Source organism: Nocardia uniformis NBRC 13702 (assembly GCF_001613345.1).
Taxonomy (GTDB): domain Bacteria; phylum Actinomycetota; class Actinomycetes; order Mycobacteriales; family Mycobacteriaceae; genus Nocardia; species Nocardia uniformis.
In genome coordinates this window covers 200507-222884 of record NZ_BDCE01000019.1, presented here as the reverse complement: position 1 = coordinate 222884, position 22378 = coordinate 200507, and the positions used below count along the sequence as shown (strand labels likewise).

The window sequence follows — 22378 nt, the reverse complement described above, 5'->3', positions numbered from 1 at the left end:
AAACCTTGAATCCCTGTTGAAGTCCACCCTGTCCCGGTGGGCAAATTGCCAGAGAACTCTCATCTGGACTGATGATCAACTCCGTTAGGCTTCGACCGGTCGAATAACCGGGTCGGGGCCCAGATGGAGGATTGATGCGAGTGCTCGGTGGATGGACGCGTGCCCTGGCGGCGGCCACGATCTCGGCGAGTGCGCTGCTGAGCGTGCCCGGAGCTCCGGCGCAGGCGGCGGCCGAAGGGACACCGATCACGGTGGCGGCCCAGCCCGCCGGGTGGCGCGGGGCGGCCAACGGCTACTCCGTCGACTACTGGACCACGCGCTCGAATGGTGAAGCGGTGCCAGCCAGCGGTGCGCTCATGCTGCCCGAAGGACCGGCTCCGGCCGGTGGGTGGCCGATCATGGCCTATGACCACGGCACCTCCGGACTCGGACCCGGTTGCGGCGGGCAAAGCGCCTCGAGTGTTTTCAGCCGTCCCCAGGAAGACGCGATTCTCCAGTACTTCGTCGACAAGGGCTTCGCCGTCGTCGCTCCCGACCTGCTCGGCCTCGGTCGGTTCGAGACGGGACCGCACCCGTATCTCGAACTGCGTTCCGAGGCGACGGCGACCATCGACCTGGTGAAGGCCGCTCGCGCCGCCCGCCCCGACCTGTCGCGCAGCTGGGCCGTCACCGGCTTCTCGCAGGGCGGCCATGCCGCGCTCGGCACTGCCAATCTCCAGTCGGCGCTGGCTCCGGACCTCGACTTCCGCGGCACCATCGCCGTCGACCCGTCCTCCGACGTGGAAAAGCTCGTCCCCCTCGGCGGTCCCTACTTCCCCGAGATCCCGGGCACGTCGGGCGCCATGATCAACGGTTTCGTCGTGATGATGTTCGCCGGACTGCGCGAGACCCATCCTGAGCTCGATCTGGACAGCTACTTGACTCCGCTCGGCACGAGCATTCTCGATGAGGCCGGAAGTAAGTGCTTCGCGGATATCGCAAAACTGACACAGGGCGTCGCGCTCGGTGAGCTGTTCTCCCGTCCGCTCGGCGACCCCCGGTTCCGCGCCGCCATCGACACCTACATGACCGTACCCACCAGCGGCTACGACGCCCCGATCCTATTGCTGCTCAATGCCGCCGACACGGTGGTTCCCTCCCCGCTGCACGCCGCTCTGGCCGCTCAGTTCGCCGCCAATGGCGTCGACTTCGCCACCGTGGTCGGCATGGGGCAGCACACCGAGCTCAATCCGGAGATGTGGACGGCGATCGAGAGTTTCGTCGCGCGCGTGCTGTCCACCCCGACCCAGCCCTGAGACGTGACGCCGTCCGACAGCGTCATTCCGGCATGCTTTTCAGCCGAATCCACCACCTCTGTCGGCACACTGAGCGGGTGGATCCCGGCCGAGTGCGGGCCGGATCGACCGGGCGCTCTCGCACCGACAAGCCAGCTGGTTGAATTCCCCCGCCCCAGTCGACCGCGGACTGCGGCGCGGTGGTGTTGGTGCGCTTGCTGTTCGGGTCGGACGACCGGCGGCGTCCGTCGGAGTACTGAGCTCACCGCGAGTGAACGCGGCCGTACCCGCTCCGGGGGGCGGCGATCACGTCCGTGGTGGTCGGTCCTGGAGCGCAGGCATGCCGGTTCGTACTACGTGAGGGCGTGGTGCGCGGGCCGCCCGGCCGGGGTTGATACGTTTGGCGGCGTGTCCGAGCCCGATGTCGCCCGTGGTCAAGCCGCTCTTCTAGGTCCCGCCGAAGTGCGGGAGCTGGCCGACCGGCTGGGCGTGCGCCCCACCAAACAGCTCGGCCAGAACTTCGTCCACGACGCCAACACCATGCGCCGCGTCGTGACGACAGCCGGAGTTACTCGCGACGATGTGGTCATGGAGGTCGGCCCGGGACTCGGCTCGCTGACCCTCGCCCTGCTCGATATGGCGGACCAGGTCATCGCGGTGGAGATCGACCCCGTCCTGGCCCGCGCCCTGCCCGACACCGTCGCCGCCCGGGCCCCCGAGCTGAAGAACCGCCTGACGGTGGTTCCCGCCGACGCCATGAAGGTCACCGCCGCCGACCTCCCCGCCGCCCCCACCGCCCTGGTGGCGAACCTCCCCTACAACGTGGCGGTCCCCGTCCTCCTCACCCTGATGGCCGAATTCCCCACCATCCGAACAGCTCTGGTAATGGTCCAGCTGGAGGTAGCCGACCGCCTGGCAGCCGAACCGGGCGGCCGCATCTACGGCGTCCCCAGCGTCAAAGCGGGCTTTTTCGGCCCCGTCCGCCGCGCGGGCACGGTAGGCCGCCAAATCTTCTGGCCGGTCCCCAAAGTCGAATCCGGTCTGGTCCGAATCGACCGCTTCGAAACCTCCCCCTGGCCCCAGGACGACGCCTTCCGCAAACGCGTCTACGCGGTGGTGGACGCGGCCTTCGCCCAACGCCGCAAAACCCTCCGCGCCGCCCTGGCAGCCTGGGCCGGTTCCCCCGCAGAAGCCGAAAAGCGCCTCCTCGCAGCCGGAATCGCCCCCACCGCCCGAGGTGAAACCCTCGACACCGCCGCCTTCGTCCGCCTCGCCGAACAGGGCTGACCGAGCCAGCCGCCAACTTCATCCGGTGGGCCGCCGCATACGGCTCGGCGTCGCTGTGGGATGGGCTTGGCGGGCACGGCCGTCAGACAGTAACCGACAGCCCAGCCACGATGTCGGACGCTGCCGAGCCGTCGCGGTCCGTGCGGACGGTGACGGTCAGCTGGACCAGGTACTGGTCGTCGTTGGCGCTCACGATGAGGTAGCGGTTGTATGCCCACAGCGTCAGTGGTGGGACCGCGTAGGTGCCGGTGATGGCTGAAGACGGGTAACCGTCGAATTCGCCGATGTGGGTGTCGAGTTCGTGCCATTCCGGCAGCCGGCGGGCGTCGGTGAAACCGCAGGCGAGCAGGGTTTCGGGGTCGACCGGCTTGGAGAAGTGCGCGATCATCAGGACGGCGTTGTCGGCCCAGCCGTCCTCGGGCGTGGTGGCCCACACGCCGGAGGTCCCGGGAAACATGGTCCGGTCCAGCTGCTGCCAACCATCCGGCACCGGGAACGAAACCCGCGGTGCCCCAGGTGCATCGGGGTCGACCGCAGAGACCATAACGTCGGTCGCGGTCAGGTATTCGGCAACACTGAGCAGCCCATCGGGGCCGGTGGGGGCAGTCAAGAGATGTCCTCTGGGCTCGATTGTGGATAGCTGGGGGCGAGTCTGCCATGGTGCGTCGGCCGTCGGGCGGTTGGGCGAGCCGGAGTATGACGAACGGACCGCTCAGGCATCCGTTTGGGATGTTGAGCGGTCCGTTCGGATTCGTTGGATTACTTGAAGCGGCGCAGGCGGAGGCTATTGCTCACTACGAAGACGCTGGACAGGGCCATGGCGGCTCCGGCGAGCATGGGGTTGAGCAGGCCGGCCGCTGCCAGGGGGATGGCGGCGACGTTGTAGCCGAAGGCCCAGAAGAGATTGCCCTTGATGGTGTGCAGGGTGGCCCGGGACAGGCGGATGGCTGCCGCCACTGTCCGGAGGTCGCCTCGGACCAGGGTGATATCGCTGGCTTCGATGGCTACGTCGGTGCCGGTGCCCATGGCCAGGCCCAGGTCGGCCTGGGCCAGGGCGGCGGCGTCGTTGACACCGTCGCCGACCATCGCCACTACCTTGCCTCGGTCCTGGAGCTGCTTGATGACGTCGAGTTTGTCGCTGGGCAGGACCTCGGCGATCACCTCGTCGATACCGACCTTGTCCGCGACGGTGCGGGCTGCGGCGGCATTGTCGCCGGTCAGGAGGACGGGGGTGAGGCCGAGGGCCTTCAGGTCCGTAATGGCTTCGGCGCTGGTGGGTTTGATGGCGTCGGCAATCACCAGGACACCGCGGGCCCGACCGTCCCAGGCGACCAGGATGGCAGTGTGTCCGGCTTTTTCGGCCTGCGACTTGGCCTCGGCCAGGGGCTCCGGCACCGACACCGACCAGTCGTCGAGCAGTTCGGTGCGTCCGATGACGACCGCCCGCTCACCGACCAGGCCCTGCACACCCTTGCCACCGTGGGATACGAACTGCTCCACGACTTCCAGGGACAGACCCTTGGATTTCGCGCCGTCCACCACGGCCTTGGCGACCGGGTGTTCGGAGCCGTGCTCCACCGCGGCGGCCACCGCGAGCAATTCGCTCGAGTCCACGCCATCGGCCGCAATCACTTCCGCCAGCGACATTTTCCCGGTGGTGACGGTGCCGGTCTTATCGAGCACCACGGTATCGATGCGTCGAGTCGATTCCAGCACCTGCGGACCCTTGATCAGAATCCCCAGCTGCGCACCACGTCCGGTGCCGACCAGTAGCGCGGTCGGGGTGGCCAGGCCCAGGGCGCACGGGCAGGCGATGATCAGCACCGCTACCGAGGCGCCGAACGCGGTCGCCACGGCCGCACCGGTACCGAGCCAGAAGCCCAGCGCCGCAACAGAGATGGCGATGACGATCGGGACGAACACACCGGATACCCGATCGGCGAGACGCTGTACCTCCGCCTTACCGTTCTGCGCGTCCTCCACCAGCAGTGCCATCTGCGCCAGTTGGGTATCCGCGCCGACCCGGGTGGCACGCACGGTCAGCATGCCGCCCGCGTTCACGGTCGCGCCGACCACCTGATCGTCGGGGCCCACCTCGACGGGTACCGGCTCACCGGTCAGCATGCTCATATCGAGGGCTGAACTGCCCTTCATCACAACGCCATCGGTGGCGATCTTCTCGCCGGGCCGCACCAGGAACTCGTCGCCGACCTTCAAATCGCCGACCGGGATCCGGACTTCCACGCCACCGCGCAGTACCGACACATCCTTGGCGCCGAGCTCGAGTAGCGCCCGCAGCGCCGAACCGGCCTTCTCCTTGGACCTGGTTTCGAAGTACCGCCCGGCCAGAATGGCCACGATCAGTACCGCCGCCACCTCGAAGTACAGCGCGGCAGTCGAGTCACCACGCGAAATCGTCAGGGTGAACGGGTGTTTCATGCCGGGCGTACCGGCGTTGCCGAAGAACAACGCGTACACCGACCACCCGAAGGCGGCGATGGTGCCCAGCGAGATCAGCGTGTCCATGGTGGCCGTACCGTGCTTGGCGTTCATCCAGGCGGCACGGTGGAACTGCGCACCACCCCACACCACGATGGGTGCGGCCAGGGTCAGCGAAAGCCACTGCCAATTGGTGAATTGCAGCGCCGGAATCATGGCCATGGCCACCACCGGCAGCGCCAGCGCGAGGCTCACGAGTAGTCGGTGCCGCAGCTCCCGAGTGGCGCTGGGTTTCGAATCACTGTCGGCCGACTCGGTTTTCACCGGTTCGGTGGTGTGAACGGCGGCCGTGTACCCGGCCTCGGTGACCTGCTCGATCAGATCGGAGGCGTCGACCGACTCCGGGAAGTTGATCTTCGCCTTCTCGGTGGCATAGTTCACCGTCGCGGTGACGCCATCGATCTTATTGAGCCGCTTCTCGATTCGGGAGGCGCAGGAGGCGCAGGTCATGCCACCAATCTCGAGTTCGACGGACCGTTCAGTGGCTGGCGCGCTCATCAGTGACCTCCTCCGTGTCCTCCGGGCGCGGGTGCGTCCGTGGCGGGTGCGTTTGCCGCAATGGTGAATTCGGCGGTATGAACCGCGTTGTTATGTGAGAAGTCCAGGTACAGGCGGTATTCGCCGCCGGTCGGTGCCTCCGCGTGGAACGCCACCTCGGGGCCGGGTGGCGTCCTGCCCACCTCGCCCTGTGGATGTACGTGCAGGTATGCCAGATCATCGGCCCGCAGCGCCACCAGGTGCGCATACGCGCCCAGGTAGGGCTGTAAATCGGTGACCGGCTTCCCGTTGCGGGCGACGGTGAACTTCAATTCGCCTCCGGCAGTGGACAGATCGCCGGTGAGGGTGACGCGATAGCCGTCCACCTCGGCGGTCCGCGATGCCGGTGGCAGGGGCCGGTCCACCGTGTTCCCGGCGACCGTGAAGGTCCGACTCAGCGTCAGATCGCCCGATCCTCCGCTGGGTGCGAAATCGGCGAACACCCGGTAGGTACCCGGTTCGTTCCACTTCCAATCGATGGACCAGGTGCCGTCGGCGGCCATGGTCGGATGCACATGCCGGAATTGGCTGGCATCGGATCGGGCCACGATCAGGTGCAGGTCCTTCTCGTGCTGTTTGTCGTAGGCGGTCACGGTCCCGTTCGGGCCGGTGATCCGGAAAGTCAGGGCGCCGGGCTGATTCGCGGCGGCGGGTGCGGTGATCTCGCCGAGGGTGTATCCGGACTCGCTGTCGGACAGACCCAGGCTGTCGATGGCCTCGGTTCGGATGGTGTCGTGTTCGGGGGCCGGGCTCGGGTCGCCCACCAGGGCGCCGATCCCGAGCGCGGCCCCGAACAAGACGACCAAGCCGCCGCCGAATGCGGCGAACTTCAGTCGATCGTTCATATCAGTTCGCCACCTCGTAGCCGGCCTCGTCCACGGCTGCGACAACGTCGGCATCCGCGATCGGGGCCGCCGACTCGATCTTGACCAGGCCGCTGGCGAGGTCCACGTCGACACTGGTGACCCCGTCGATCTTGCCGATCTCCTTGGTGACCGATCCGACGCAGTGGCCACAGGTCATTCCGGTGACGGTGTAGGTGCTGGTGGCCATGACGGTCTCCTTCGCTCGCGGTACATCATACGGTGCGGGGGTATCCACAAAATACGGTGTGGGGGTATCCCGACACCCAGAAAGATACCCCCCATGGGTACCTGACGCAAGTGTGTGATCGAAGGAATTCCGGCGATTGTTCAGGCGATCGTCTCCGCCGGCCAGGCACGCATGGCCAATTCCGCGGTTCTGCCCAGCTCAGCGCTGCTCGCACCGTCGCGAGCGCCCTGTGACATGCCCTGCAATACCGCCGCGGTGTAGTGCGCGAGTCCGGCCGCATCGGTATCGGAGGGCAGGATGCCGGTCGCGCTATCGTCGCGAATCCGCTGTCGCAGGGCGGCGAGGATCCCCGCGGGGGCACCGGCCGGTGGATCGACGCCACCGGGCGAGCGCTGCTGTAGCGCCGCTCCCCCTGTCCTTCCGGGGCACTTTGGCCGGGGTCCACCTCCGATGGGTAGTGGATCCCGGCCAAAAGCATGCCGGGATGACGAGGTGTCGGGATGGCGAGGTGTCGGGATGGCGAGGTGTCGGGATGGCGAGGACGACGAGGGGCGGCATGCCTGGGATGACGGGGGTGCTGCGACGCAGTGCTTCGACCTCGCGTTGTGCGCGGTGTCCCGGCACGTGGTCGGAAACTGGCCTCGGAGCGCATTACGCTTTACCCCGTGCTGTCAGTTGTGCCCAGTCCCGTGATCGTGCGCGCCCCGTCGAAGGTGAATCTGCACCTCGGGGTGGGCGATCTGCGCGATGACGGATACCACGATCTCACTACCGTTTTCCAGGCGCTCTCGCTCGGCGACGATGTGAAGATCGCACCCTCGGACACCCTCGCCGTCAAGGTGACCGGGGAGGGTGCGGCAGATGTACCCACCGACCGCACCAATCTCGTCTGGAAGGCGGCCGTGCGCCTGGCCCATCTGGATGGGCGCGCGCCGCTGGTGGAGATCGCCATCGATAAGGGCATTCCGGTCGCGGGCGGTATGGCGGGCGGCAGTGCCGACTGCGCCGCCGCGCTGGTGGGTCTCAATGAGCTGTGGGAGCTGGGTCTGAGCCGCGAGGATCTGTCCGATATCGCCGCCGAACTCGGCAGCGACGTTCCCTTCGCGCTGCACGGCGGCACCGCCCTCGGCCGGGGGCGCGGCGAGAAGCTGCTTCCGGTCCTGTCCCGCAATAGTTTTCACTGGGTGCTGGCGCTGGCCAAGGGCGGTCTGTCCACCCCGGCGGTCTTCAACGAACTGGATCGCCTGCGCGAGGTCGGCGACCCACCGCGCCTCGGCCCGCCGGAGGCCCTGCTCCAGGCCCTCGCCTCCGGCGACCCACATCAGCTCGCCCCGCTACTCGGCAATGACCTGCAAGCCGCGGCCCTCTCTCTGAAACCCGAACTGCGCCGCACCCTTCGAGCGGGCGTGAGCTCGGGAGCGCTGGCCGGAATCGTCTCCGGTTCCGGCCCGACCTGTGCCTTCCTCTGCGACAGCGAGGACGCCGCGGTAGCGGTCGCCGCCGAACTCTCCGGAGCCGGTGTCTGCCGCAGTGTTCGCACCGCCAGCGGCCCGGTCCCGGGTGCACGACGGATCAGCGACCCCTCCGGCCGCGGCTGAGTCGGCTGTCCACCCGCTCGGGTCGAGCTCGCGGTGTCGGCACTGACGTGGGTGGGGCTGCCGACGTCGCGCCTTCGACCTCGGTAGTTCGGTGCGGACGGTCGGCTCGGTCAGCGACTTGTGCCCGATAGTTGGGCATTGCCGCCACCGAGGTGGCGAGGCGACCGGGTCGAGCGGCCCGTAGCCGGTGTCGAGCTGCTCGGTAGGCTGGCTCTCGGCCATCGCCGCATTCGCCGTCGGCACAACCCAGAAGGATCCATGTCCAACCTCATCAACCTTGAACAGGTCAACAAGAGTTTCGGTATCGCGCCGTTGCTCAATGACGTCTCACTCGGCGTGCACGCGGGGGAGCGGATCGGGGTTGTCGGCCTCAATGGTGGCGGTAAGACCACGCTGTTGGAGGTGCTGACCGGGCTCGAGGAGCCCGATAGTGGGCGGGTCAGTCGCATGAGCGGATTGCGGATTGCCGTGGTGACCCAGCGTGGGGTGCTGCCCGAGGGTTCGACCGTGGGTGATGTCGTGCTGGCGGGACTGGCCGAGGATCAGATGACGGATGGGGTCGCCGAACACGAATGGGCGTCCAATACACGGATTCGCTCCGTGGTCGAAGGTATCGGCATTGCCGACCTCGGCATGGACGCCCTGGTCGGCAATCTCTCCGGCGGTGAGCGCCGCCGCGTGGCCCTCGCCGCCGCGCTGGTGCGCGAACTCGATCTGCTGGTCCTCGACGAGCCCACCAACCACCTCGATGTCGAGGGTGTGCAGTGGCTGGCCGAACATCTGCTGTCGCGCCGCAGCGCACTCGTCGTCGTCACGCACGATCGCTGGTTCCTCGATACCGTCGCCACCCGCACCTGGGAGGTGGTGGGCGGCAAGGTGGAAACCTACGAGGGCGGCTACAACGACTGGATCTTCGCCCGCGCCGAACGGTCGCGGCAGGCCGATGTGAACGAGGCGCGGCGACAGAATCTCGCCCGCAAGGAACTGGCGTGGCTGCGCCGCGGGCCGCAGGCGCGCACCTCCAAGCCGCGCTATCGCGTGGAGGCCGCCGAGGCGCTCATCGCGAATGTGCCCGCACCGCGCGATACCGTGCAGTTGGCGTCCTTCGCGCGCAAACGCCTGGGACGGGTGGTGATCGAGCTCGAGGACGTCACCCTCAGCACCCCCGATGATCGTGAACTCGTGCGTGACCTGACCTGGCGGCTCGCGCCCGGCGAACGCGTCGGCCTGGTCGGGGTGAACGGCTCCGGCAAAACCACTCTGCTGCGTGCTCTCGCCGGTGACGGAGAGCTGAAGTCGGGCAAGCGGATTCAGGGTCAGACCATCCGAATAGGCTGGTTGCGGCAGGAACTCGACGATTTGCCCGTCGGTATGCGCGTGCTGGAAGCCGTACAGGATGTCGCGCAGCGAATCATGCTGGGCGATAAGGAGATCAGCGCGGGCCAGCTCGCCGAACGCCTCGGCTTCACCCCGGCCAAACAGCGCACCCCCGTCGGTGACCTGTCCGGTGGCGAGCGCCGCCGCCTCCAGCTCACCCGCATCCTCATGAGCGAGCCCAATGTCCTGCTGCTCGACGAGCCCACCAACGACCTGGATATCGATACCCTCCAGCAGTTGGAGGACATGCTCGACGGCTGGGCGGGCACGCTGGTGGTGATCAGCCACGACCGCTACCTCATCGAGCGCATCTGTGATTCCACCTGGGCCCTGTTCGGTGATGGCAAACTCACCAACCTCCCCGGCGGCATCGAGGAATACCTGAAGAAGCGTGCTGTCCTGATGGGCGGTAAGGCCGGTATCTCCGCGCCCGGTAAGCCCACATCCGGTGCGGCCACGAATTCCGCTTCCTCGGATTCGGCCAACTACCGCGCCGCCCGCAAGGAACTCGCCAAACTCGAGCGCGCCGTCCAGAAGCTCGACGAGCGCGAGCGAAAGCTACACGCCGCCCTCGCCGAAGCCGCCACCACCCCGGACAAACTTATCGCCCTCGGCACCGAACTCAAGCAGGTCCAAGCCGAGAAAGAGGCTGCCGAGGAACGCTGGCTCGAACTCGCCGACGACGCCTGACATAGGGCCCGCTCTACCGCGTAGGCCCGAGATTGCGTCGCCTGTCATCCCGGCGTGCTGTGGCGCCTCTCGTCATCCCGGTGTGCTGTCGGCCGGGATCCAACTCTGGGGCAGCAGGTGTGGATTCCGGCCAAAAGCATGCCGGAATGACGGTGGGCGCATGCCCCGCATGAAGATGGGGGACGGGGTCGAAAGGTGCGGCGCACGCCGCGCCGGTGGAATGCCGTGGCGGTTGCCGGTATTCGCGGTTAGAGCGCCTGATCCAGGCTCGGGACCGGTAGGCAGGTCCGCACGAAACCCCCGCCGAAGCTGGTGAGCTCGATGCTGCGGTAGAGCACCTTGGTGCCGAAGCCGGCTCTTTTCAACAACTTCCGCACCTCGGGTAAGGACTCGAGGAGCTGGTAGCGGTTGGGGTTGCCGAGGGGTTCGCGGCCGAAGTCGAGGAGACCGAGGCGGCGGAGGTTGGTGAGGTATTCGTCGATGCGGCCGGGGTAGCGCAGACCCGCGTCGTCGCCGACGAGATTGAACCGCCCACCATTGCCGGTGCGCCCGGTGCGGACGTCGATGGCCGGTTGCGGACCGTCGAGGTAGAGGTAGCGCACGATCCGGGCTTCGTCGGGGGCGAGCTGATCGAGAATGCGGGCGTAGGCCGGATGGCTCACGTCCGTGGAGTGCAGGTCGGCCGACTGGCGCAGCAATTCCGCACCGCGCGCCCGCAATTCGGTCACCGGGGAGGTTTCGGGAGCGGCCTCGACCTCGGCGGTCGGATGAACGCCGAGCGCGCGGCGCATCGAATCACGCACCTGGGCATGGGCGTCGGAGAGAATGTCGCGCGGCGGCTGCCCGGCCAGACTGCCGCGCAGGACGGTCCCGGTCACGCCGAGCGCGGTACCGAGACCCCAGGACGTCGCCCCGGCCAGCGCCGACCACGCCACCCGCGCCACGCTGCCCACGGGGCCCGCCGCGGGTCGCGCGGGTTCCGGCACCGCGGGTACCGGTGGGGTCGGTCGTACCACGAGTTCGGTGGAAAACTCCGGGTAATCGTCGTTGTCCGAAGCGGATTCGGTCACGTCCATGCTTCCTCTACGGCCAAAACTTCTCTGCTACCTCTGTTCCGAAGACCAGGATGTGAGCGTAGCCCGCGAACAGTCCCAACACGCCGCCATGGACGAACAAAAGCCATTCGTCTTGTTTGATGGCCGAACGCAGCATATCCACGAACTCCGGTGGCTTCAGCGCCGCCATTTGTTTGGCGATGTACTCCGAGACCTGCTTGCTCTGTTGCACATTGAACGCCGGATCGGCGAAGGCGATGGGCGCGATGCGCGCGGCCTCGGACGTGAGTGTCGACTGCAGCGAGTCGTAGTCGCGCCCACCGAGCATGAACCTGACCGCTCCCTTGGCCGGGCCGAGCGCGCGGTCGGCGGCCGGGCGCAGGGTGTCCTCGAGCATCTGGATGGTGCGATCCGAGCGCGGTCCGTTGAGCAGTTCGTCGCCGACATTGGCGATGGTCATGACCTCACGCGACACCAGGTCCGCGTAGCCCTCGGTGATTTCGGGCTGCCGCTTGATGAGCAGGCCCTGCCGCCACGGGCACCACCACTTCGGGTAGGCGGGCGCGAAGATCATATTGATGCCGACCCAGTTCACCACCCAGCCGATAATGATTCCACCGATCGGCAGCACCACCAGGCTCGACCATCCGGTCAGATGCAGGGTGGCGACCAGTAACAGGCCCATGGGTGCGCCGAAGTAGAAGCCGAAATTCTGCATGAATCGTAGCTCTTTCGCGCCGAGCACCTGAAACACGCTGTTGAGCAACTGCGGTCGCGCCTGGAAGTAGCGGATCACCATCTGCTTGACGTCGAGCAGCTGATCGATGTTGTTGCCGAGTTCATCGGTGAGTTCCCGCAGAATATCGGGCAACTGCTGCCGAACACGTTCGTGGATCAACTCCCGCACCTGCGTGGGGAGGTTGTACCAGAGCTGCGGATGTTCTCGCTGCAGGATCTCTTCCACGATGTCGCGAATCTGAACTTCCGCTATCTCGGTCAGATGTTCAGCGAGCTTGTCCGGTTCGAGTTCGCGATAGAAGTCCGCGACACTACCGAGTTTGGCCAGCCCCTTGTCCACCGCGATGGACGCCATCTTGTCGGCGCGCGAAGGAACGATGCCCTGCCAGCCCATCCGTCCGTCGTACTGCAGTAGCGGCAGCACCTGAATCCGCTTGGGCAAGTAGGGAAATACCATTGCGAGACCGGGCGTGCGGATTCCGTGAAACGCGATCGGTTTGAACAGCATCAGCACACCGGTCCAGTTGGTGATGTAGCCGATGGCCCCCGTAAATAATGGAATCGTTATGAGCTCCACCAAAATGGAATGGGGGATAACACTCTGTAGCACGAAACCCTCCTGCCTACCCCTACCCGGTACCAGCCGCTGTACCCGGCACGCTCAAGTTAGCACCCCGTCGGCAGCGGGGCCTTATTGGGAATTCAGGACAGGGGTCCAGTTCCGGTTTGTCTGGTCCGAGATCTCAGTCACACTGCACCTCCGCACTGTTCCGCTATGCGGACTCGCCCGTCAGAATGACGGGCAACACAGCCGTATCGCATTCCCTCGGCGGGTGGCAGGGATCATGTTGGGCGGGTGTCGCCGGGCGTGGACGGGGTAGCCTTCGCATGGCTGCCGAGTTCACCGTGCGTGGGGGGCCGCCGGCAGCAATAATTCTGTGGACGGTTTCGTTCACCTGGCGAACTTCGGAGTAGTGACGTGGCAGACGACAGGACCGGGCAGGAAGTGGTCCGTCCGGGTTCCCGTGCCGTGGAACGCAGCTCGGATGTAGAGCAGCGGCAGATCAGTAATGAGGCGCGGCTGCTTCGCGGCGCTTTCCGGGCGGCCGGGCTGGCGGTCGGTACGGCGGTGCGCAGTGGACAGTGGGCGGTCGGTACCACCGTCGAGGTCACCAAACAGCTGACCCAGGCGGCCATGGACGGCGAATCGTCGGCCGATATCGCCGACCGCACGGGGGCGGCGCTGCGGTCCATCGCGCGTAGCGCACTCGGCGTCACCGAGGGGTCGGTGCGCGAAATCGTCAGTTACGTACCGACTCCCATGGGGCAGAGCCAACCGGCGATTCCGGTGAACGGTTCGCTGATCCGCTCGGTCTCGGCCGATGATCTGCGCCGCCGCGGCGACGCGCTGCTGGCTCGGTCGGCCGATGTCTACTTCACCGAGAACGTGCACCCGGCCTACGACCGCATTCTCGATCAGCTCGCCCCCGATGAGGCGCGCATCCTGCGCTATATGGCTTTGAACGGGCCGCAGCCGTCGGTGGATGTGCGTACCAACCGGCCGCTGGGTATCGGCTCCGAACTGGTGTCGGGGGATCTGACCTCGGTGCCGGAGCAGTCGGGCGTGCGGTATCCGGATCGGTCCCGCCTCTATTTGATCAACCTGAACCGGCTGGGTCTGCTCGCGAACTCCGACGATCCGGTGGTGTTGAGCCGCTATATGGTCCTCGAGGTACAGCCGCTGGTGGAGGCGGCGCTGAAGAAGGCGGGCCGCGCGCCCAAGATTGTGCGAAAGAGCCTGCGCCTGACCGAATTCGGTGAGGACTTCTGTCAGACCTGCTTCAGCATCAGCTCCTGAGCGGCCGTCCGGCATCCCATACCACCTAGATGCCGGGGTGATAGCGAATCGGTACAGATCTACACAATCTCCGCAGAATTCCGCATGCCTGATGGGATTGTGGGAGGTATGGATTCCGATGCCGTCGCCGCGATCAGCCGGCTGAAGTTCCGCTACCTACGCGCCCTCGACACCAAGGCGTGGGACGAGTTCGCCGACACCATGGTTCCGGAGGCGACGGCGACCTATAGCGAATACCTCCAGTTCGAGTCCCGCGACGCCTTCCTCGCGTTCATGCGCAACACCCTGGGCCCACACGTCATTACCGAACACCGCTGCGACCACCCCGAGATCGATATCGACGGCGATACCGCCACCGGCACCTGGTACCTCGCCGACACGGTCCTCATTCCGGGCCACAATATGCTGCTGCGCGGCGCGGCCTTCTACACCGATAAGTACGTCAAATGCGATGACGGCCACTGGCGCATCGCGCACACCGGATACGAGCGCACATACGAAGTGGTGCTCTCGCTCTCGGACCTACCCAGCCTGCGCCTGACCTCGAGCCGCTGGGGCCTGATCGCCCGTGACCCGGCGGATGCGACGCGAACGGAGCCCGCGCCTCCCGACGCCACCATGGGCTGAGCCGCCTGTCATGGATTCGAGCCGGCCGGTCATTGGCTGAGCCGCCCGTCGTGGGCTGGCCGCCTCTCATGGGCTGGGCTGGGCTGAGCTCCCGGTGTGGGCTGAGCTCCCGTCATTCCGGCGTGCTTTTGGTCGGAATCCACCTTCGACCAGGGCGTGGAAATACATGCCGGGATGACGGAATGTCCGCGGGTGAAAGCAGGTGCGCGGTGACGCGGTTGTTCTACTCCGCGCCCGCGACCAGCGGTTCCAACGTCAGGTTCGGCAATTCCTTCTGCACGTACGCCAGCTTCCACTTATCGCCGAACAGCGCCAACAGCACGCCATCGGTGCGGGTGAACACCTCCACGCCGCGCTGACGCGCCAGCTCGACGGCCGATTCGGGATCGGTGCGACGGGCCAGCGAGTACGGCAGTCGATCGAGATGGGTCTTGACGCTGTACTCCGACAGCATGCGGGCCGTGACGACCTCGAACTGCATGGGGCCGACCGCGGCCAGTACGGGGGAGGCGTCGCCGCGCAGATCGTTGCGCAGCACCTGCACAACACCTTCGGAGTCGAGCTGGTCGATGGCCTTGCGGAACTGCTTGTACTTATCCGCGGTGTGGGCGCGCAGGGTGGCGAAGTGTTCCGGCGCGAAGGACGGGATGGGCGGGTATTCCACCTTTTTCTCCGCGTACAGGGTGTGGCCGGGGGCCAGTGCGTTGGCATTGACCAGGCCGACCACATCACCCGGATAGGCGGTATCGACGGTGGTGCGTTCCCGGCCGAAGACGGTGAGCGCGTACTTGGTGGCGAACGGTCGTCCGGTCTGGGCGTGGGTGACGACCATGCCGCGCTCGAATTCCCCGGAGACCACGCGCATGAATGCGAGCCGGTCGCGGTGCGCGGTATCCATACCGGCCTGCACCTTGAAGATGACCGCGCTGAACGGGTCGGTGGTACCGCGCGGGTTGCCGTTCACGTCCTTGCGTCCGTGCGGCGGCGGCGCGAGTTCGACGAGTGTGTCGAGGATCTGGCGCACCCCGAAATTCAGCATGGCGGAGGCGTAGATGACCGGTGAGGTGTGCCCGGCGAGGAACAGTTCCTCATCGTGGTCCTGCCCGGCGGCCGAGAGCAGTTCGCTCTCCTCGGCGGCGGTCACCCACACATCGCCTTCGCGTTGGAGGGCCTGCTCGGGCGTGTAGCTCTCCTCGGGGGCGATGGTCGCGCCGCCCGCGGTACGGGTGAAGTGGATGTACTCGGTCGCCGTACCCTCTTCGCCGCGCCGCAGCAGCCCGCGGAAATCGCCCGCGATACCGACCGGCAGGAAGAGCGGGGTGGGGGTGAGCCCGATGCGGTCGACGATCTCGTCGAGCAGTTCCAGGGGTGCCTGACCCGGCCGGTCCCACTTGTTGATCACGGTGATGACCGGAATCCCGCGGTCGCGCGCCACCTGGAAAAGCTTCAGCGTCTGCGGTTCGAGACCCTTGGCGGCGTCGATGAGCATGACCGCCGCGTCGACGGCGGTGAGCACGCGATAGGTGTCTTCGGAGAAGTCGGAGTGGCCCGGGGTATCCACCAGATTGATGACGCAGTCGCCGTATTCGAACTGCAGCGCGGTGGAGCTGACCGAGATACCGCGCGCCTTCTCCATTTCCATCCAGTCGGAGACGGTGGATTTGCGCCCGGACTTGCCGTGAATCGCACCCGCCTCGGAAATGACCTTGGCGTGTAGCGCGAGGGCCTCGGTGAGCGTGGATTTACCGGCGTCGGGGTGCGAGATCACCGCGAAGGTGCGCCGCCTCGCCACCTCTTCGGCCAACCGCCGGGGGACGGTGTCGGTCGGGGTAGTCGGGGAAGTCACGGGAGCTCCTTCGGGGCATCGGCAACCGCTCCAGAGTACCGGGAGAGGGAATTCTCGACGCGGGGGAGGTGTGGGCCATTTACCCCGAGGGCACGCGCTCACCGGATGGTCGCGTCTATCGCGGCCGCACCGGCGTGATCCGGGTGGCCATGGCGACCGGCGCACCGGTCGTTCCGGTGGTGCTGTCCGGCACCGATCGCGTCCAGCGCCGCAGTCAGCGCTGCGGCCACTTTCACCGCCGCCCGTGATCTGCCCCGGCAGGAGCGGCTGGCCTCGTAGCCCACCGGCTCACGCTGGTGATCTCGAGGTCGAGATGCGGTGCGGGGACGCTGGTCGTACGCTACGAATGGAGTGCGCACGCGCACGTCACGCGCACAGGGGGTGCGATTCGGGCCGAAGTCTGCCCGTGTTAAGGTCTTCGGGTTGTCTCGGCGAGGGAGGGCATTCGTGCCCACCGTGATCGACGCGGCTCGGCAAGCTGGCCGATCCATGTTCGTTCCTTTCGCCCGACGAAAGACCAACATCAGCCGGGGATGGGTCCCCTGGTGGAGCAGCTGACAGAGTCCGAGCCGTAGGAGTAGACCACTCATGTCCGACGCGAATCTTCTCGCAGCCACCGTTCGCACCGAATTCGGCAAGGGCGCTGCCCGCCGTACCCGCCGCGACGGCAATGTCCCGGCCGTGCTGTACGGCCACAATGAAGTTCCGCAGCACCTGTCGGTGGACGCGAAGGCGTTCGCCGCTGTCCTGCGTGAGCACGGCACCAACGCCATCCTGAACCTCGACATCGAGGGCAAGAAGCACCTGGCGATGACCAAGTCCGTGGTCGTTCACCCGATCCGCCGCTACATCGAGCACGCCGACCTGCTGGTCATCCGTCGCGGCGAGAAGGTCGTCGTCGACGTGCTCGTCGAGATCACCGGCGACGCCGCCTCGGGCACCCTGGTCACCCAGGAGACCAACGTCCTCTCCGTCGAGGCCGATGCCATGAAGCTGCCGGAGTCCATCGAGGTCTCCGTCGAGGGCCTCGAGCCGGGCACCCAGATCACCGCCGGCGGCATCACGCTGCCCGCCGGTGTCACCCTGGCCGGTGACCCGGAAGCCCTGATCGTCAATGTCATCACCGCCCCCGCCGCCGAGCCCACCGCGGCCGAGGCTGCCGAGGCCGCCGCCGACGCCGCTACCGCCGAGGCCGCCGAGTAATACTGCTTCGCAACGGTTCTCGTAAAGACACCGTCGTGACCGAGGCAACTGCCGGGCCCGCGCTCGTCATCGGACTGGGTAATCCCGGACCCGAATACGAGCGCACCCGGCACAATGTCGGTTTCCTGGTCGCCGACGCGCTCGCGGAGCGCGTCAGCGGCCGTTTCACCGTGCACAAGAAGTCCGGCGCGGACCTCCTGGAAGCGCGTTTGGACGGGCGCAAGGTGCTGATCGCCAAGCCGCGCACCTATATGAACCTGTCCGGCCGTCCGGTGGCCGCGCTGGCCCGCTTCTTCTCCGTGCCGCCCACCGAGGTCATTGTCGTGCACGATGAACTCGATCTGCCGTTCGGCAGTATTCGGTTGAAGCGCGGCGGTGGCGAAGGCGGCCACAATGGCCTGCGCTCCGTCTCGCAAGCCCTCACCACCAAGGACTATCTGCGGGTTCGTTTCGGTATCGGGCGTCCGCCCGGCCGACAGGATCCGGCCGATTTCGTTCTGAAGCCGTTCGCCGGTCCGGAGCGCAAAGAGCTTCCAGTCATTGTCGAGCAGGCTGCCGACGCGGTGGAACTACTCGTCCGGGTGGGCCTGGAGCCCGCGCAGAATCAGCTGCACTGAGCCAGATTTAGCTGCACTGAGCCAGATTTAGCTGCGCTGAGTCAGATTTAGCTGCACTGTGCCGGATTCGGCTGCGCTGAACAGATCGGCCCGTCAGCGTCGGGCCAGCTGGTCCAGGATCAGGTCGACGAAAACCTTGACGGCGCGCGATGTTTCGCCGTGCCGAGTGGCGCAGTACCAGGTGCGCCGCTCCGGTACCGCACCCACACGCACCAGAGTCACATCGCTACGGTCCCGTACCCGATCGGCCACCCACTGCGGCATGACCGTCACCGACTCGCCGGCCGCGACGATTTCCACGACCACATCGAATCCGGTGGCCAGCGTGGTCAGTTTGCCGTAGTGCGCACCAGTCGGAATCGGTAGCGGCGGCGCTGGAATGCGTTGCTGGTCATAGGAATCGGGAAGCACGATGTGCACACCCTCGAAGTCGGCGACGGTAATGTAATCGCGCTTCGCCCACGGGTGCCGGGCACTCACCACCGCGCGCATCTCGTCGTCGAACAGTCGCTCCAGCCGCACCCGATCCACCCGACGATCCAGTTTCGCCATGAGCGCGATATCGAGGCGGTCGTCGAGCAGCGCGTCGATCATGTCGTCATCGCGAATGGGCTCGACCCGCACATCGGTGCCGGGGGCTCGATGCCGGAACGTATTGAGCGCCGACGGCATCCACTCGAAGCTGGCCGCGCACTGGGAGGCGATCCGTACCGGCCGCCCCTTTCCTTCGCCGAGTTCGCGCAGATCCAGTCGCGCCGAACGTAATTCGCCGAGCGTGCGGCCCGCCGCCTGCAACATGCGCTGACCGGCATTGTTGGGCACCAGATTTCGCCCGCGCCGATCGAAAAGCGGCATACCCAGCCGTTCTTCGAGGCGGAGCAATCGCTGGCTGAGCGCGGGCTGGCTGACATAGAGGTGACGAGCGGCCGCGGTCAGCGTGCCCTGACTCCCCAGCGCCTCCAGGAGTTCCAGATCGCGGATATCGACATCCATAACTTCAGCTTATACCTCCTATTCAAACTAAGTCGTGGTGTTATGTGTTCACGGTTCCTAGCGTAGGTGTCACCAGCTGAAAGGAACTGTCCATGACCACGATCGCCATCGTCTTCCACAGCCGATTCGGCCACACCGGCGTCCAGGCCGAGGCGGTGCGAAGGGGTGCGGCATCGGCACCGACTGCCGAGGTCCTGCTTGTTTCCGTCGACGACTACGAGCACGCCTGGGAGGCCATCGACGCCGCCGACGCCATTGTCTTCGGGACGCCCACCTATATGGCCGGTCCGTCGGCTCCATTCAAGGCATTCCTCGACGCGACGTCCGGCCGCTGGGCACAGCAGTTGTGGAAGGACAAGATCGCCGCGGGATTCACCAATTCGGGGGGCGTGAACGGTGACAAGCTGGCGACTTTGCAAGCACTGTCACTGTTCGCCATGCAGCACGGCATGGTGTGGGTGGGTCTCGGACTCCTGCCCGGCAGTTTCGAATCCGTGGGCGATCTCAATCGGCTCGGCAGCTTCCTCGGTGCGATGGCGCATTCACCAGCCGACGCCACACCCGAAATCGCCCCGGGGTCGGGCGATCTGGCCACTGCCGAATACCTCGGTCGCCGGGTGGCCACCGCCGCCGCACGCTGGATGGACGCCCGCGCCCCGATCGAGGTCGCGTCATGAGCGGCGGCGACGCACAGGTGCGTGCGGCGCTCCAGCTCTACTTCGACGGGCTGTACCACAGCGACACCTCGCTCCTGGGCAAGATCTTCCATCCGCAGGCCATCTACGCCACCGCGACCGAAGGGTCACTGACCCGGCTGACCATGGACGAGTACTTCCCAATCGTCGATGCGCGTCCCGCACCCGCGGCACGCGGCGCGGCGCGGCGCGATCGAATTGTTTCGGTGGATTTCGCAGGCCCGGTCACCGCCCTGGCACGCGTCGAATGCGCGATCGGACCGAAGCGATTCACCGATCTGCTGACCATCGTCCACGTGGACGGTCGCTGGCAGATCATCGCCAAGGTATTCCACTTCGATATCGAGGAGAACTGACATGCCGTACGTCAATATCAAGGTCACCGACGAGGGTGTCACCCGGGAGCAGAAGGCGGCGCTGATCGCCGGGGTGACGGACCTGCTGGTCAAGGTCCTCGACAAGAGTCCCGCCAGCACCTTCGTGGTCATAGACGAAGTGGCACTGGCGGACTGGGGCATCGGCGGTTTGCCGGTCGAGGAGTTCCGGCGGTCGCTACCTGCTCTCTGAGCTCAGGACAGATGGTCGGCGGTGGCGGAGCGGCGGAGCTTGCCGGAGGAGGTCTTGGGCAGCGCACCCGGCCCGAGTACGGTGACACTCCGGGGGCGCACGCCGACCTCGGAGAATACGGCGTGCACGATATCGTGCTCGATACGCCGGACCTCCTCGGAATTCTGGTGGTCATTACTCTCCACCACCACGGCGAAACTCTCCCGCTTCTGCCCCGCGTCCAACCGGACCGCCACCGCATTGCCGGGACGAACGCCCTTGACGCGCAGCGCGGCTCGTTCGATATCGGTCGGGTAGATATTGCGGCCGCCCATAATGATGACGTCCTTGATGCGGCCGCACACCACCACCAGATTGTCCTCGGTGAAGTAGCCGATATCGCCGGTATCGAGCCAGCCGTCGGCATCCTGTGTGGAGCGGAAACCCTCGACGGTGGTGTAACCGGAAGTGACCGCCGGGCCGCGCAATTCGATGACACCCACGGAGCGCACCGGCAGTGCTTCGCGATTGGCGTCCACCACTCGACCCTCGAGATTGTCGACCAGATAGCCCAGGGTGGGCAGGCGGCGCACATTGCCGTGATGGTGCTCCGGATCGCGCACCGGCACCGCCTTGCCCAGCGCTTCCAGTAGATCGGCGTCGACGATATCGAGAATTTGTCCACGCCCCGGATCCGGTAGCGAGACGGCGAGGGTGGTTTCGGCCATCCCATAGACCGGGGTCAGCGCCATCGGGTTGAGCCCGAAACGTTTTCCCGCCTCGGCGAGGGCTTCCATGGTGTCGGCGTCGACCGGTTCCGCGCCGTTCCACATATAGCGCACGCTACTGAGGTCCAGCGCGCCGTCCTCGGCATTGCGAAGTTTGCGGGCCAGCAGGGAATAGGCGAAATTCGGTGCGGCGGTGACGGTTCCCCGGTACTTGGAGATGAGTTCGGCCCACAGGATCGGTCGGCGCAGGAAGTCGAGGGGTGTTACGCACACCACCTCCGCACCGAATTGCATGGGCACGCTGAGGAATCCGACCATGCCCATATCGTGGAACAGTGGCAGCCAGCTGACCATGACATCGTCGTCGAGTTGGAATTTCACCCGATCGAACATGGCGTAGGCATTGACGAAGAAACTGCTGTGCGTGATCCGCACCGCCTTCGGTGAGCCGGTGGACCCGGAGGTCAACTGCTGCAGCGCGATATCGGATTCGGAGGTGGGCAGCGGATCGGTATCCTCGCCCGTGCGCAGATCGTCGATGAGCACCACATCGATCCCGCGCTCGAGCAGGATCGGCGCGGCCAATTCGAACGGCGCACCCAGCACCACCGCGCGCGCCTCGATCATCCGCAGCACGGTCTCGGTATCGTGCGCCCACATCTCGAGATCGGTGCGTGGCGTCGGTTGATGCAGCATGGTGATCGAGGCACCGCGCATCCAAATGCCTTGGCACGCGGGCGCGATATCGACCGGCATACCCGCCAGCACCCCCACCGCGTCGCTATACCCGATACCGGCGGCGGCCAAGCCACCGGCCATCCGCCGCGCGATGCGATGGATCTCGCCCCACGTCCGTCGTAAGGGAGCATCGGGCTCCCCGGTTACCAACCCGCGAACGGATGTTCGCGCGGTGGCATACATTTCATCGGTGAATCGGCTCACGTTGAACTCCCTCAACCCTGCGGACCCACGGACAGGACACCTAACTATCCCGCCGAACTGCCGCTCTGTTAACCGTTTTGGACGCACCAGCAGGTTCCCCGTCGATAAACCCTCGTCAACCCTCGCTGAATCCTCGTCGTTCCGGCGTGCTTTTGGCCGGAATCCACCTTGATGAGTAGTGGATCCCGGCCGAAAGCACGCCGGAACGACGGAAG

20 protein-coding genes and 1 pseudogene are annotated in these 22378 nt (G+C 66.2%); 12 read left to right on the top strand and 9 right to left on the bottom strand.

Annotated features, from left to right (window positions below; all coding sequences use genetic code 11):
• Positions 1-134: 134 nt before the first annotated feature.
• A complete protein-coding gene (locus tag NU1_RS05985) occupies positions 135-1295 on the top strand; it encodes an alpha/beta hydrolase family protein (protein WP_067518156.1) in 1161 nt (386 codons plus the stop codon).
• Between the two features lie 387 nt (positions 1296-1682).
• A complete protein-coding gene (gene rsmA, locus NU1_RS05980) occupies positions 1683-2561 on the top strand; it encodes a 16S rRNA (adenine(1518)-N(6)/adenine(1519)-N(6))-dimethyltransferase RsmA (RefSeq protein ID WP_067518154.1) in 879 nt (292 codons plus the stop codon).
• An 82-nt stretch (positions 2562-2643) separates the two neighbouring features.
• Here rsmA and NU1_RS05975 read toward each other — a convergent pair whose 3' ends face one another.
• The 4 genes from NU1_RS05975 to NU1_RS05960 all read right to left on the bottom strand — a co-directional run bounded on the left by NU1_RS05975 (position 2644) and on the right by NU1_RS05960 (position 6650).
• Complete coding sequence (locus tag NU1_RS05975) at positions 2644-3171, bottom strand: LpqN/LpqT family lipoprotein (protein ID WP_067518152.1); 528 nt, start codon at positions 3169-3171, stop codon at positions 2644-2646.
• A gap of 149 nt (positions 3172-3320) precedes the next feature.
• A complete protein-coding gene (locus tag NU1_RS05970; RefSeq protein ID WP_067518150.1) occupies positions 3321-5558 on the bottom strand; it encodes a heavy metal translocating P-type ATPase in 2238 nt (745 codons plus the stop codon).
• Complete coding sequence (locus tag NU1_RS05965; protein ID WP_067518149.1) at positions 5558-6442, bottom strand: DUF8832 domain-containing protein; 885 nt, start codon at positions 6440-6442, stop codon at positions 5558-5560. The genes NU1_RS05970 and NU1_RS05965 overlap by 1 nt, the downstream gene beginning before the upstream one ends.
• Before the next feature lies 1 nt (position 6443).
• Positions 6444-6650: a heavy-metal-associated domain-containing protein gene (locus NU1_RS05960; protein ID WP_067518397.1), complete on the bottom strand. Its 207-nt coding sequence runs from the start codon at positions 6648-6650 to the stop codon at positions 6444-6446.
• A gap of 665 nt (positions 6651-7315) precedes the next feature.
• Between NU1_RS05960 and NU1_RS05955 the strand changes: the two genes are divergently transcribed.
• A complete protein-coding gene (locus NU1_RS05955) occupies positions 7316-8248 on the top strand; it encodes a 4-(cytidine 5'-diphospho)-2-C-methyl-D-erythritol kinase (RefSeq protein ID WP_067518396.1) in 933 nt (310 codons plus the stop codon).
• Between the two features lie 258 nt (positions 8249-8506).
• Positions 8507-10315, top strand: a complete 1809-nt coding sequence (locus NU1_RS05950; protein WP_067518146.1) for an ABC-F family ATP-binding cassette domain-containing protein — start codon at positions 8507-8509, stop codon at positions 10313-10315.
• A 248-nt stretch (positions 10316-10563) separates the two neighbouring features.
• On the opposite strand, the gene NU1_RS05945 is transcribed toward NU1_RS05950, so the two are convergent.
• Together NU1_RS05945 and NU1_RS05940 are read right to left on the bottom strand one after the other, a co-directional pair.
• On the bottom strand, positions 10564-11385 hold the full coding sequence (locus NU1_RS05945; RefSeq protein ID WP_245719962.1) for an Abi-alpha family protein: 822 nt from the start codon (positions 11383-11385) through the stop codon (positions 10564-10566).
• Positions 11386-11398: 13 nt separating this feature from the next.
• A complete protein-coding gene (locus tag NU1_RS05940) occupies positions 11399-12718 on the bottom strand; it encodes a DUF445 domain-containing protein (RefSeq protein ID WP_170264196.1) in 1320 nt (439 codons plus the stop codon).
• A 369-nt stretch (positions 12719-13087) separates the two neighbouring features.
• Between NU1_RS05940 and NU1_RS42520 the strand changes: the two genes are divergently transcribed.
• Together NU1_RS42520 and NU1_RS05930 are read left to right on the top strand one after the other, a co-directional pair.
• Positions 13088-13966 carry an Abi-alpha family protein gene (locus tag NU1_RS42520; RefSeq protein WP_084521008.1) on the top strand — a complete coding sequence of 293 codons (879 nt, stop codon included), beginning with the start codon at positions 13088-13090 and terminating at the stop codon, positions 13964-13966.
• A gap of 108 nt (positions 13967-14074) precedes the next feature.
• Entirely contained in the window at positions 14075-14593 is a 519-nt protein-coding gene (locus tag NU1_RS05930) for a nuclear transport factor 2 family protein (protein ID WP_067518145.1), read from the top strand.
• Between the two features lie 223 nt (positions 14594-14816).
• Here the strand turns inward: NU1_RS05930 and NU1_RS05925 are convergent, their stop codons facing one another.
• Positions 14817-16439, bottom strand: a complete 1623-nt coding sequence (locus tag NU1_RS05925) for a peptide chain release factor 3 (RefSeq protein WP_067518143.1) — start codon at positions 16437-16439, stop codon at positions 14817-14819.
• Between the two features lie 50 nt (positions 16440-16489).
• Between NU1_RS05925 and NU1_RS05920 the strand changes: the two are divergent.
• The 3 genes and pseudogenes from NU1_RS05920 to pth all read left to right on the top strand — a co-directional run.
• Positions 16490-16672 (top strand): annotated as a pseudogene (locus NU1_RS05920) (lysophospholipid acyltransferase family protein); the annotation flags it as partial.
• 355 nt (positions 16673-17027) lie between these two features.
• Positions 17028-17642 carry a 50S ribosomal protein L25/general stress protein Ctc gene (locus NU1_RS05915; protein ID WP_067518139.1) on the top strand — a complete coding sequence of 205 codons (615 nt, stop codon included), beginning with the start codon at positions 17028-17030 and terminating at the stop codon, positions 17640-17642.
• Positions 17643-17677: 35 nt separating this feature from the next.
• A complete protein-coding gene (gene pth, locus NU1_RS05910) occupies positions 17678-18259 on the top strand; it encodes an aminoacyl-tRNA hydrolase (protein WP_067518137.1) in 582 nt (193 codons plus the stop codon).
• Positions 18260-18352: 93 nt separating this feature from the next.
• Here the strand turns inward: pth and NU1_RS05905 are convergent, their stop codons facing one another.
• A complete protein-coding gene (locus NU1_RS05905) occupies positions 18353-19252 on the bottom strand; it encodes a LysR family transcriptional regulator (protein ID WP_067518135.1) in 900 nt (299 codons plus the stop codon).
• 92 nt (positions 19253-19344) lie between these two features.
• Here NU1_RS05905 and NU1_RS05900 point away from each other — a divergent pair, with 92 nt between their 5' ends.
• The 3 genes from NU1_RS05900 to NU1_RS05890 are packed head-to-tail and all read left to right on the top strand — an operon-like array spanning position 19345 to position 20514.
• Positions 19345-19929 carry a flavodoxin family protein gene (locus NU1_RS05900; protein ID WP_067518133.1) on the top strand — a complete coding sequence of 195 codons (585 nt, stop codon included), beginning with the start codon at positions 19345-19347 and terminating at the stop codon, positions 19927-19929.
• The gene (locus NU1_RS05895) at positions 19926-20303 is read left to right on the top strand and encodes a nuclear transport factor 2 family protein (protein ID WP_067518131.1); all 378 of its coding nucleotides are present in this window, start codon (positions 19926-19928) and stop codon (positions 20301-20303) included. Before NU1_RS05900 ends, NU1_RS05895 begins: the two co-directional genes overlap by 4 nt.
• Before the next feature lies 1 nt (position 20304).
• Positions 20305-20514: a tautomerase family protein gene (locus NU1_RS05890; RefSeq protein ID WP_067518129.1), complete on the top strand. Its 210-nt coding sequence runs from the start codon at positions 20305-20307 to the stop codon at positions 20512-20514.
• Positions 20515-20516: 2 nt separating this feature from the next.
• Here the strand turns inward: NU1_RS05890 and NU1_RS05885 are convergent, their stop codons facing one another.
• Entirely contained in the window at positions 20517-22163 is a 1647-nt protein-coding gene (locus NU1_RS05885; protein WP_067518128.1) for a fatty acyl-AMP ligase, read from the bottom strand.
• Positions 22164-22378 lie beyond the last annotated feature (215 nt).